We start from the raw sequence: 12,079 nt of genomic DNA, 5'->3' as shown, positions 1-12,079 counted from the left end.
GTGTTCCCCTTACCGGTCAATGCCCGCCCATGATGGCGATGTAATCCTGGGTCCAGCGGCTATAGGGCACGAACTTGCCGCCTTCGGCCTGCGGGGTTTTCCAGAAGGCGATTTTGTCGAACAGCTCGTAACCATTGGTGGCGCAGCCTTCGGCACCGAGCAGCTCGCTGGCCTGGCAGGCCGCCGGCACCGCGGGCAAGGAGCCGAACCAGGCGGCGACATCACCCTGTACCTTCGGTTGCAGTGACCAGTCCATCCAGGCATAGGCGCAGTTGGGGTGTTGAGCATCTGCATGCAGCATCGTCGTGTCAGCCCAGCCGGTGGCGCCTTCTTTCGGCACGGTGGACGCCACCGGCTGGTTGTCGGCTTTGAGCCCATTGACCATATAGCCCCACGAACTGCTGGCCACTACGCCCTCATTCTTCACGTCGCTCATCTGCACGGTGGCGTCATGCCAATAGCGGTGCACCAGCGGTTTTTGTTGGCGCAGCAGGCCGAGTACGGCTTGGTACTGGGCTTCGGTGAGTTGGTAGGGGTCCTGGATGCCCAGCGCCGGTTGGGTCGCCTTCAGGTACAAGGCCGCATCGGCGATGTAGATCGGGCCATCGTAGGCCTGTACCCGGCCCTTGTTCGGCTTGCCGTCGGGTAATTCTTGCGGCTGGAACACCACACCCCAACTGGTGGGTGGGGTCTTGAACACCTCGGTGTTGTACAGCAACACGTTCGGGCCCCATTGGTAGGGGGTGCCATATACCTGCTTGGCCACCACGAACCAGTCGCCCCCCGCCAAGCGCGGGTCGACGTTCTTCCAGTTGGGGATCAGCGCGGTATTGATCGGTTGCACCCGCTTGCCGGCAATCAACCGCAGCGAGGCATCGCCGGAGGCGGTGACCAGGTCGTAGCCGCCTTTTGCCATCAGGCTGACCATTTCGTCGGAGGTGGCGGCGGTCTTGACGTTAACCTTGCAGCCGGTCTGTTTTTCAAAGCCTGTGACCCAGTCGTAGCTCTTATCGCTCTCGCCGCGCTCGATGTAGCCCGGCCAGGCGATGATGTCGAGCTGGCCTTCGCCCTTGCCCAGTGCCTTAAGCGGCTCGGCGGCTTGGGCGCTGCCCACTACAGCGGTAAACATGGCCAAGCACAGCGCTGTGTTCTTCGCGAACATGGTGAACCCTCTTTTTCAAGTTATGGTCGGGGCAGGTAGCAAATGTTTGCGGCGGTGAGGCTATTGTTGTGGGGCGCTAAAACAGCGCCTGGCCGTGGTGCACCATGATGTGGCGGGCCACGCTGTAATCTTGAAGCGAATCGCTGGAGAGGTCCTTGCCATAACCGGAGCGCTTCAGGCCGCCGTGGGGCATTTCGCTGGCCAGCAAGAAATGGCTGTTGACCCAGGTGCAGCCGTATTGCAGGCGTGCCGCCACCTGCATGGCGCGGTCGAGGTTGCCGCTCCATACCGAAGAGGCCAGCCCATACTCCGAATCGTTGGCCCAACTCACCGCCTGGGCCAGGTCGTCGAACCGCGTAACGGTCACTACGGGGCCGAACACCTCGCGCTGAACGATTTCATCCTGCTGGCGGCAGCCGGCCAGCACCGTGGGTTGATAGTAAAAGCCAGGGCCGGAATGCACCGCCGCGCCCGTGACCCGTTCGATGTGCGGTTGGCCCAGGGCCCGTTCCACGAAACTGGCCACACGGTCGCGCTGGCGGGCGCTGATCAGCGGGCCAAGTTCATTGTCGGCGTCGCGCTTGTGGGCAAAGCGCAAACTGGCCACTGCCGTGCCCAAGGCGCTGACCAGCCGGTCGTGGATGCCCGACTGGGCATAAATGCGGCAGGCTGCGGTGCAGTCCTGCCCGGCATTGTAATAACCATAGGTGCGTATACCCTGCACCACTGCTTCCAAGTCGGCGTCGTCGCACACGATCACCGGGGCCTTGCCGCCGAGTTCGAGGTGGGTGCGCTTGAGCGTGCGGGCGGCGGCCTGGAGTATTTTTTGCCCCGTCACGATGTCGCCGGTCAGTGACACCATGCGCACCCGCGGGTCGCTGACCAACAGGTTACCCACCCCCTCGCCACCGCCGCTGACGATGTTCAGCACACCGGGCGGCACGTGTTCCGCCAGGCTGGGCGCCAGGGCCAATATCGATAGCGGGGTGTGTTCGGACGGCTTGAACACTACGGTATTGCCCGCCGCCAGGGCTGGAGCGATCTTCCAGGCGGCCATCATCAGCGGGTAGTTCCAGGGGGCGATCGAGGCTACCACCCCCACCGGGTCGCGGCGCACCCAACTGGTATAGCCGGGCAGGTACTCCCCAGCCAACTGGCCGGTTTGGCAACGCACGGCGCCAGCAAAGAAGCGAAATACGTCGGCGCAGGCCGGCAAGTCGTCCTGGCGCGCCAGGTGCAGGGGCTTACCACAGTTGAGCGCTTCAAGGCGGGCCAGGCTGTGGGCCTGTGCATCGATGCTATCGGCGATGGCCAACAGCACGCTGGCGCGCTGCTGCGGGGTGGTCCGGCTCCAGCCGTCGAAGGCCTGGTGCGCCGCGCCGATGGCGTGGCCCACTTGCTCGCTGCTGGCTTCGGCGATGCGGGCAATGGCCTCGCCAGTGGCCGGGTTCAAGATGGTTTCCAAGGCCCCCTGGCCTGCCACGGGCTGGCCGTCGATCAGCAGTTCGCTACACACGCACAGCGGCGTCTCATCCATGGCGCGGCTCCGGCGCTCGGTTGCTTGCTTGCAGCGTAGTGAGCGCCGCGGTGCTTAACAAACACTAAATACCGAAAGCTGCGTTCGATTAAATCGATAGCCGGCGTTGCGGTTGCTCCCGGGCCACGGTAAGGAATGGGTCCACCAGTGCCGGGCGGGCGCTGCCGCGGCGCCAGGCCAAGCCCACGTCGAGCGTTTGGTGTAGGTCTACCAGTGCGCGTGCTTCGATGATATCGCCTTCCAGCGACCAGGGCCGGTAGGTCATGTCCGGTTGCAGCGCCAGGCCAAGGCCGGCGGCGACCAGGCTGCGCACCGCTTCGGTGGAGGCGCTGCGCAGGGCAATGTGCGGATGCAACGCCGCCTGGCCCCAGATGCGCTGGGCGGTGCGGTCGATTTCATCGACATTGAGCTGGATCAGCGGTTCGCGGGCCACGTCGGCCAAGGTGATTTCGTCCAGCTCCAGCAGCCGATGCTGGGCCGGCAGCCAAAGCCTGTGGGGCGAATGGGTCAACACTTCGGTTTGCAGCGCGTGGCGGTCTTCAAGGTGCGACAGGATCAGCACGCCCACATCGATTTCACCACTGATCAGCAGGTGCTCGATGTACGGGCGCTCATCTTCCATCACCCGAATCACCACATTGGGGCAGGCCCGTTGGAAGCGCGTGAGTAAGTCGGCCAGGTAGTAGCCGGCCACCAAGCTGGTGACGCCGATGGTCAGTTGGCCGCTGATCTGCTCGGTACTGTGTTGTAGCGAGCGTTTCGCGTTGTCGACGGTGGCCAGGATCACATGGGCCTGTCGCAAGAACTGGTGGCCTTGGTGGGTCAGGGTCATGCCCTTGGCGTGGCGGTTGAACAGCGCCACGCCCAGGTTTTGTTCCAGTTGCTGCACCGCCGAGGTCAGCGCCGATTGCGAAATGAATGCGGCCTGTGCGGCGGCGGAGATCGACCCGGTTTCGGCTACCGCAATGAAGTGGCGAATTTGGCGTAGCGTCATCATGGCTCTGTAAGCCTTCGGGTTTATAGAACGCTGGTATCGTATATCGCTATCGTCGAATGCCGTGCAATATCCTGAAGCATTTATTTGCGGGTATTGGCGCCAGCAGCCTTTTAAAGTCGGGTAGTTCTCCATAGCAGGTACCTCCCAATGAATACCCAAGGTGTGCTCGACCAACTGTTGCGTGCCGGCCAGCAGGTGTTTGCCGGCGGGCAGGGCGGCGGGCTTTCAGCTTCCCAGGGCGCACTGGCCGGCGGTGCCCTCGGCGTGTTGCTAGGCAACAAAAAGGTGCGCCAGTACGGCGGCAAGGCGCTGGTATATGGCGGCGTGGCCGCCCTCGGCGTGCTGGCGTACAAGGCCTATGGCAATTGGCAGGCGCGCCAGCCCACCGCCCCGCGCGGTGAACCGCGCACCCTCGACCGCTTGCCCGCCGCGGAGGCTGAAGTGCACAGCCAAGCGGTCCTCAAGGCATTGGTGGCGGCCGCCAAGGCCGATGGCCATGTCGATGAGCAGGAGCGCGCCTTGATCGAAGGCGAGTTCAGCCGCCTGGTACCCGATGCCGATTTCGCCAGTTGGTTGCACACCGAATTGCAGCGGCCGCTAGACCCGGCTGAAGTCGCCCGCGCCGCGCAAACCGAAGAAATGGCCGCCGAGATGTACCTGGCCAGCGTGATGGTGGTCGACCACGCGCAGTTCATGGAGCGCGCCTACCTTGATGAACTGGCGCGGCAATTAAGCCTGGATATGGCATTGAAAGCGGAGTTGGAGGCGCAAGCAGCCCGCTGAAGCCCAGCGCCCGCCGTAGGTGCCTGGCGCGCGGCGCTGCTTTGCAACTGCGTACTGCCTGAAAACCTCTTCCTGGGAATGGCAAAGTGGTGCAAACGGCACTGGCGTAACCCCTTGAGATGAACGAAAGTACACGGCCACGGGCTTTCTCAGGCCTAGGCTATACTGGGCGGCTTTGGCCTTGGCGCACGCTTTCGAGGGGTAATTGTGAAGAACTGGACTCTCCACCATCGGATTCTGGCGAGTTTCGCTGTCGTTATTGCCATCATGCTGATGATGATCGTGGCGTCCTACACCCGGTTGGTAAAAATCGAGAGCACTGCCGAGGGCGTGCGTACCGACAGCATTCCGGGCATGTATATCAGCTCCATGATCCGCAGCGCATGGGTTGACAGTTATGTCTACACCCAGCAATTGATCGGCCTGAGCTACCAGCGCGAACTGCTCACCGCCGATGAAGACCAGTACAAAGGCTTCGCCGAACGCTTGGCAAGCCAACTGGATGCCTACCATAAAACCACCATTGACGCCCAAGACCAGGTTAACCTCGATGCCTTCGAGAAAACCCGCAGCGCCTATGAAGACGCTCTGAGCAAAACCCTCGAGGCGTACCGCCAGCGCAAATTCACCCAGGCCCAGGATCTGGCCCAGCAAACCCTGGCGCCGTTATGGGCCACCGGGCGCAAGCAGGTCAATGCCATTATCGAATACAACGGCAAGGCCGCCACCGACGCCACCAATGCCATTGCAACGTCCGTGGCGCAGGCCAAGCTGACCATGTGGGTGTCGCTGGCGGTTGCGATTATCGTTGCCGCGATCTGCGGGTTGCTGTTGCTGGGCAATATCATGGCGCCGATGCGCCAGTTGTTAATGGTTCTGGCCGCCATGCGCGGCGGTGACCTCAGCGTGCGGCTGAACCTGCGCCGTAATGATGAATTCGCCGCCGTCGAAACCGGCTTCAACGAGATGCTCACCGACCTTAACGCCTTGGTTAGCCAAGCGCAGCGCTCTTCGGTGCAAGTGACGACCTCGGTGACGGAAATTGCCGCTACTTCCAAGCAGCAACAGGCCACAGCCACCGAAACCGCGGCCACTACCACGGAAATCGGCGCTACCTCCCGTGAAATCGCCGCCACTTCGCGCGACTTGGTTCGCACCATGGGCGAGGTGGCGGGCGCTGCTGACCAGGCTTCGCTGCTGGCCGGAAACGGCCAACAAGGCGTTTCGCGCATGGAAGAAACCATGCATCAGGTGATGGGCGCGGCCGAGTTGGTGAACGCCAAGCTGGCGACCCTCAATGAAAAGGCCGGGAACATCAACCAGGTGGTGGTCACCATCGTGAAGGTGGCCGACCAAACCAACCTGCTATCGCTCAATGCGGCCATCGAGGCGGAAAAAGCCGGTGAATATGGCCGCGGCTTTGCGGTGGTGGCCACGCAAGTGCGCCGCCTGGCCGACCAAACCGCCGTGGCCACCTACGATATCGAACAGATGGTACGTGAGATGCAGTCTGCGGTGTCGGCCGGGGTGATGGGCATGGACAAATTCAGCGAAGAAGTGCGCCGTGGGATGTTCGAGGTGCAGCAGGTGGGCGAGCAGTTGAACCAGATCATTCACCAGGTGCAGGCGCTGGCACCGCGTGTACTCATGGTCAACGAGGGCATGCAGGCCCAGGCCACCGGTGCCGAGCAGATCAACCATGCCCTGGCCCAGCTCAGCGACGCCAGCAGCCAAACGGTCGAGTCGCTGCGCCAGGCGACGTTCGCCATCGATGAGCTCAGCCAGGTGGCCGCCGGCCTGCGTGGTGGCGTGGCGCGATTCAAGGTGTGATGAATACCGCCAAGGGTGTGAAGGCCGATACGCTCTTCCTGATTTTTTACATCGGGCAAGAGCGTTTCGCCCTGGCCGCTCGGGAAGTGGCCGAAGTGCTGCCGCGCATCGCCCTCAAGCCCGTGGCCCATGCCCCGGCTTGGGTGGCGGGGGTGTTCGCCCATCGTGGGCAAATGGTTCCGGTGCTCGACGTTAGCTGCTTGACCTTCGGCGAGCCTGCCCGGGCGCGCACCAGCACCCGCTTGGTGTTGGTCCACTACCCCGGCCAGCGTTTGTTGGGGCTGCTCCTCGAACAGGCCAGCGACACCTTGCGCCTGCCCGCCGAACAGTTCAGGGCGTTAGGCCTGGATAACCGCCGGGCCCCTTACCTGGGGCCCGTATACCCAGCAGAAGACGGTTTGATCCAATGGGTCAAGGTCGACGCCTTGCTTGAAGAGCCGGTGCGCCAATTGCTCTACGCCGGCCCGGCGCAGGGGGCGGAACATGGCTAAAGAACGGCGCTTTTTCGAGTTTCTTCACCAACGCATTGGCTTGGATGTGGCATCGGTAGGTGCGGCTTTGATCGAACGGGCGGTGCGCCAGCGCAGCGAACAGGTCGGTGCGGGCCACCTGGATGCCTATTGGGCGCTGCTACAACATTCGGTGCAGGAGCAACAGGCCCTGACCGAGGCCGTGATCGTGCCAGAAACCTGGTTCATGCGTTACCCGGAATCCTTCGCGGCAGTGGCTCGGATGGCCCGCCAGCTTAGCCAGGCACTGGCGGGCACCCGCGCGCTCAAGCTGCTCAGCTTGCCCTGCTCCACGGGTGAGGAACCATACTCGTTGGCGATGGCGTTACTCGATGCCGGCTTACCGCCGGCCAGTTTTCGCATCGACGGTGTAGACATCAGCCCCCACTCGGTGGCCAAGGCCGAGCGCGGCATCTATGGGCGTAACTCATTCCGCGGTAGCCCGTTGGCATTTCGTGAGCGCTACTTCGACCAGCACAGCGAGGGCTACCGCGTGCACGAACGGGTACGCCAGCCGGTGCGCCTGCAAGCCGGCAACGTGCTGGACCCGGCGCTGTTGGCCGGTGGAGGCACCTACGACTTCGTGTTTTGCCGCAACCTACTGATCTACTTCGACCCACCCACCCAACGCCGTGTGCTAGAAACCCTCAAGCGGTTTTTGCATGAAGAAGGCGTGTTGTTCATCGGCCCGGCTGAAGGCAGCCTGCTGGCGAGTTTGGGCATGCGGCCGATGCCTATTGCCCAGGCGTTCGCCTTCGTGCGCCAGGCGCCGCAAGCGGCCAGCCCCGTGACCGCGCCGGTGCGGCCGGCGTTGGCGCTGCCGCAGGTGCTAACGCCGCGCCCGGCCATGCCGCCACGCCCGCCGTTGGCAGTGCGCCCCACGGTGGTGGCGGACGGCGCCAATGAGCTGCTGGCGCGCATCGCTACCTTTGCCAACGAGGGCAACACGGCCGCCGCCCTGGGCGCCTGCGAACAGTTTTTGCGTGACCATCCGCCGCGGGCTCAAGTGTTTTACTGGTTGGGTTTGCTCAGCGACGTGAGCGGCAAACACGTCGAAGCCCAGGGCTACTACCGCAAGGCGCTCTACTTGGAACCGCAGCATGCCGAGGCGCTGGCGCACCTGGCCATGCTGTTGGCCGGGCAAGGCGACGTGGCGGCTGCCCGGCGGCTGCAAGAGCGCGCCGCGCGTGCGCGCGGCCAAGCCGCTGAACGCCAGAGGAGCGAACAGCGATGATGCCAGGCACCGAGCAGCACTACACCGGGTTGACCCAGCATGACGACGCCGCGTTGATCACCTGCTGGAAAACCATCGGGGTACGCGGCGATATGTCCTGCCCGAAGCTGCTGGAGTACATCCGCTGCTTGAACTGCCCGGTGTATGCTGCCGCCGCCACGCGCTTGCTCGACCGCTATGCGCTGGAGCGCGAAAGCCTGCCACCGCCGCCAGAGCCGGCGCCAGACTTGGCTACGACCCGTTCGGTGTTGGTTTTCCGATTGCAGGGTGAGTGGCTGGGCCTGGCTACCCGCTGCTTGGTCGAGATAGCCCCTATGCAGCCGGTGCATTCGCTACCGCATCAACGTTCGCGGGCCCTGCAAGGGGTGGCTAACGTGCGCGGTGCGTTGGTACCGTGCCTGTCGCTGGTCGAGCTGTTGGGGATCGATGCCGCGGCTAATGCCGCGGGCCCTGGGCGCGCCATGCCGCGTATGCTGATTCTCGCCGCGCCCGACAGCGGTGCAGTGGTGGTGCCGGTCGATGAAGTCGAGGGCATCCACCGCTTTGAAACCGCGCGCCTGGAGGCCGGCGCGCGGGCCGGCGGCACGCGTTTTACCTCGTCGGTGCTGGCCTACGGCGAACGCAGCCTGCAGGTATTGGATGAACAGTCGCTGTTGCACGCGGTGGCCAGGAGCCTGGCATGACCCCGGACCAGATGCGCGATGCCTCACTGTTGGAGTTGTTCAACCTCGAGGCCGAGGCGCAGACCACCGTGCTGAATACCGGCCTTCTGGAACTAGAGCGCAACCCCCGGGATGCGCAACAGCTTGAAGCCTGCATGCGCGCGGCCCATTCGCTTAAGGGGGCCGCCAGGATCGTAGGTGTAGACGCCGGGGTGCGGGTGGCCCACGTGATGGAAGATTGCCTGGTCAGCGCCCAGGAAAAACGTGTGTTGCTCACGGCTGAACACATCGACACCCTGCTGCAGGGCGCCGACCTGCTGGCGCGTATCGGTACGCCGGCCAGGGCGCCAAGTGAAGCCGATATCGAAGCATTCCTGGCGCAGATGGCCGCGCTACTCGACCCCCCCGCGGTGGCCGGCACGCTCAGCCACACGCCTGGCTTGCCGCGAGTAGCGGGGCTACCAGTACCGCCCCCGACGGCGCACACGGACCCCGCCAGCGCGCCGGCCGAGGAGCCTGCCACGGAACCTCCCGCCGACGTATTAGCCCAGGGCAGTAGCCTTGGCCTGCGCTCCGGTGAAACCGGCGAGCGGGTGTTGCGGGTAACTGCGCAGCGGCTCAACGGCTTGCTCGACCTGGCCAGCAAGGCGATGGTCGAAACCCAGCGTTTCAAACCTTACCTGGCCACGTTGCAGCGCCTTAAGCGCCTACAAGGGCAAAGCTTGCGCGCCCTCGACAACCTCAAAGGCCAACTCGACCTACACCCGCAAAGCGCCGAGGTCCATGAGGCGCTAGCCGTGGCCCAGAGCCTGTTGGCGCAGACCCAGCAGATGCTGCAACAGCAAACGGTCGAACTTGACGACTTTGCCTGGGAAGCCGGCCAGCGTGCTCAGTTGCTCTATGACACTGCCCTGGCATGCCGCATGCGCCCCTTCGCCGACGTACTCGGCGGCCAGGCGCGGATGGTGCGCGACTTGGGCCGCTCGCTGAACAAGCAAGTGCGCCTGGACGTGGAAGGCGACAAAACCCAGGTTGACCGCGATGTGCTGGAGAAGCTCGAAGCACCGCTGATGCACCTGCTGCGCAATGCCGTTGACCATGGCATTGAGGCGCCGCAGTTGCGGGCCTTGCTGGGTAAGCCGGCCGAGGGCAGGGTGCGCCTGCGTGCCAGCCACCGGGCGGGTATGTTGCTGCTGGAGTTGTCCGATGACGGCGCGGGGGTCGACCTGGAGCAACTTCGCCGGGCCATCGTGGCCAGGGGCCTATCGGCAGAAGACACCGCCGCACAACTCAGTGAACAAGAGTTGTTGGCGTTCCTGTTCCTCCCCGGTTTCAGCCTGCGCGACACCGTGACCGAGATATCTGGGCGCGGCGTGGGCCTGGACGCGGTGCATCACCTGGTACGCGAGCTACGCGGCAATATCGAACTGCGCCAGGTGACGGGGCAGGGCAGTCGGTTTGTGCTGGAGGTGCCGCTGACGTTGTCGGTGGTGCGCAGCCTGGTCGTCGAAGTGGGCGAAGAGGCCTATGCCTTCCCGTTGGCCCATATCGAGCATAGCCTCCACCTGGACCCGAGCCAGATTGTGCAAATCGAGGGCCGCCAGCACTTTTGGTACGAAGGCCACCCGGTTGGCTTGGTAGCGGCCAGCCAACTGCTGCAGCGCCCCGCCAGCAATGGGCCGCAAGCGCCTATCAAGGTGGTGGTGGTGCGTGAGCGCGACACGCTTTATGGCGTGGCGGTGGAGCGTTTCATCGGCGAGCGCGTGTTGGTGGTGATGCCGCTCGACCCGCGCTTGGGCAAGGTCCAGGATATTTCCGCCGGTGCCTTGCTCGACGATGGCTCCGTGGTGCTGATCATCGATGTCGAAGACATGCTGCGTTCGGTGGAAAACCTGTTGACCGCCGGCCGCCTGGAACGTATCGACCGGCGCGCCGGCCCGGCCATGGTGCACGTACGCAAACGGGTACTGGTGGTGGATGATTCACTGACCGTGCGCGAGTTACAGCGCAAGCTACTGGGTAACAAAGGTTATGAAGTCGCCGTGGCGGTCGATGGCATGGATGGCTGGAACGCGCTGCGCAGTGAAAGCTTCGACTTGTTGATTACCGACATCGACATGCCGCGCATGGACGGCATCGAATTGGTCACGCTGCTGCGCCGCGATAGCCGGTTGCAATCGTTACCGGTCATGGTGGTGTCTTATAAGGATCGCGAAGAAGACCGCCGCCGCGGCCTGGAGGCGGGGGCCGACTATTATTTGGCCAAGGCCAGCTTTCACGATGATGCATTGCTCGATGCGGTGCATGAGTTGATCGGAGGCCCGCAAGCATGAACATCGCCATCGTCAACGACATGCCCATGGCTGTAGAGGCATTGCGCCGCGCGTTGGCGTTCGAGCCGGAACACCGGGTGGCCTGGGTAGCCTACGATGGGGCAGAGGCCGTGCGGCTATGCCAAGCGCACACACCCGACTTGATTCTCATGGACCTGTTCATGCCGGTGATGGACGGCGTGGAGGCCACCCGGCAGATCATGGCCAACAGCCCCTGTGCGATCGTGATCGTGACCACCGACCAGAGGCAGAACGTGCACCGGGTGTTCGAAGCGATGGGCCACGGGGCCCTGGACGTGGTCGACACGCCGGCCTTGGGCGTGGGCGACGCCAAGGGCGCCGCCGCGCCGCTGCTGCGCAAGATTTTCAATATTGGCTGGCTGATCGGCCAGCGCGGCAGCGGTACCCGTGCGCCACCCGCACCGGTGCGCGGGGCTGCGGGGCCGCGGTTAGTGGCGATTGGTTCATCCGCCGGGGGGCCGGCTGCGCTGGAGGTGCTGCTCAAAGCGTTGCCGCAAGCGTTCGAGCCGGCCATCGTGGTGGTCCAGCACGTAGACCAAGTGTTTGCCCAAGGCATGGCCGATTGGCTGGCCAGCGCTTCGAAGCTACCGGTAAGGCTGGCGCAGCACGGTGAAACGCCTCAGGCGGGCACCGTATTGCTAGCGGGCACCAACCACCATATCCGCCTGTTGAAAACTATGACCTTGGCGTATACCGCAGAGCCGGTGAATGAAATCTATCGGCCGTCTATTGATGTATTCTTCGCCAGCGTAGCCCGTTTTTGGGAGGGCGAGGCGGTCGGCATGCTGCTGACCGGTATGGGGCGCGATGGCGCATCCGGCCTTAAGGCCCTGCGGCAACAGGGCCACCACACCATCGCCCAGGATCAGCAAACCAGCGCGGTCTACGGCATGCCGAAGGCGGCAGTGGCAATCGATGCAGCGGTCGAAGTTCTGCCGCTGGAGCGCATTGCTCCCCGATTGTTGGAAGTGTTCAGTTGATGAAACGCCTAGAATTCAGCCATGCCCGCAT

The 12,079-nt window shown here is 63.8% G+C and carries 10 protein-coding genes; 7 read left to right on the top strand and 3 right to left on the bottom strand.

Features of this window, described 5'->3' with window-relative positions; translation table 11 throughout:
• Window positions 1-16 precede the first annotated feature (16 nt).
• From ydcS to HAQ05_RS22425, 3 genes are all read right to left on the bottom strand, one after another.
• Window positions 17-1,162, bottom strand: coding sequence for a putative ABC transporter substrate-binding protein YdcS (gene ydcS, locus HAQ05_RS22435; protein WP_190424736.1), 1,146 nt, complete (start codon window positions 1,160-1,162; stop codon window positions 17-19).
• A 76-nt stretch (window positions 1,163-1,238) separates the two neighbouring features.
• Window positions 1,239-2,699 carry a gamma-aminobutyraldehyde dehydrogenase gene (locus HAQ05_RS22430; protein ID WP_190424734.1) on the bottom strand — a complete coding sequence of 487 codons (1,461 nt, stop codon included), beginning with the start codon at window positions 2,697-2,699 and terminating at the stop codon, window positions 1,239-1,241.
• Between the two features lie 88 nt (window positions 2,700-2,787).
• Window positions 2,788-3,696: a LysR substrate-binding domain-containing protein gene (locus tag HAQ05_RS22425; RefSeq protein WP_190424732.1), complete on the bottom strand. Its 909-nt coding sequence runs from the start codon at window positions 3,694-3,696 to the stop codon at window positions 2,788-2,790.
• A 147-nt stretch (window positions 3,697-3,843) separates the two neighbouring features.
• Here HAQ05_RS22425 and HAQ05_RS22420 point away from each other — a divergent pair, with 147 nt between their 5' ends.
• The 7 genes from HAQ05_RS22420 (at window position 3,844) to cheB (ending at window position 12,048) form a co-directional block, all read left to right on the top strand.
• Complete coding sequence (locus HAQ05_RS22420) at window positions 3,844-4,479, top strand: tellurite resistance TerB family protein (RefSeq protein ID WP_190424730.1); 636 nt, start codon at window positions 3,844-3,846, stop codon at window positions 4,477-4,479.
• A gap of 207 nt (window positions 4,480-4,686) precedes the next feature.
• The gene (locus HAQ05_RS22415) at window positions 4,687-6,309 is read left to right on the top strand and encodes a methyl-accepting chemotaxis protein (protein ID WP_190424728.1); all 1,623 of its coding nucleotides are present in this window, start codon (window positions 4,687-4,689) and stop codon (window positions 6,307-6,309) included.
• Window positions 6,309-6,800, top strand: coding sequence for a chemotaxis protein CheW (locus tag HAQ05_RS22410; protein ID WP_190424727.1), 492 nt, complete (start codon window positions 6,309-6,311; stop codon window positions 6,798-6,800). Before HAQ05_RS22415 ends, HAQ05_RS22410 begins: the two co-directional genes overlap by 1 nt.
• Window positions 6,793-8,052: a CheR family methyltransferase gene (locus HAQ05_RS22405; protein WP_190424725.1), complete on the top strand. Its 1,260-nt coding sequence runs from the start codon at window positions 6,793-6,795 to the stop codon at window positions 8,050-8,052. The genes HAQ05_RS22410 and HAQ05_RS22405 overlap by 8 nt, the downstream gene beginning before the upstream one ends.
• Complete coding sequence (locus HAQ05_RS22400) at window positions 8,049-8,735, top strand: chemotaxis protein CheW (protein ID WP_190424723.1); 687 nt, start codon at window positions 8,049-8,051, stop codon at window positions 8,733-8,735. The genes HAQ05_RS22405 and HAQ05_RS22400 overlap by 4 nt, the downstream gene beginning before the upstream one ends.
• Window positions 8,732-11,047, top strand: coding sequence for a hybrid sensor histidine kinase/response regulator (locus HAQ05_RS22395; protein ID WP_190424721.1), 2,316 nt, complete (start codon window positions 8,732-8,734; stop codon window positions 11,045-11,047). The genes HAQ05_RS22400 and HAQ05_RS22395 overlap by 4 nt, the downstream gene beginning before the upstream one ends.
• Complete coding sequence (cheB, locus tag HAQ05_RS22390) at window positions 11,044-12,048, top strand: chemotaxis response regulator protein-glutamate methylesterase (RefSeq protein ID WP_190424718.1); 1,005 nt, start codon at window positions 11,044-11,046, stop codon at window positions 12,046-12,048. Before HAQ05_RS22395 ends, cheB begins: the two co-directional genes overlap by 4 nt.
• The last annotated feature ends 31 nt before the right edge of the window (window positions 12,049-12,079 follow it).

This window comes from Pseudomonas typographi (assembly GCF_014694385.1).
In the GTDB taxonomy this organism is placed as follows: Bacteria; Pseudomonadota; Gammaproteobacteria; order Pseudomonadales; family Pseudomonadaceae; genus Aquipseudomonas; species Aquipseudomonas typographi.
This window is presented reverse-complemented; position numbering and strand designations above follow the sequence as displayed.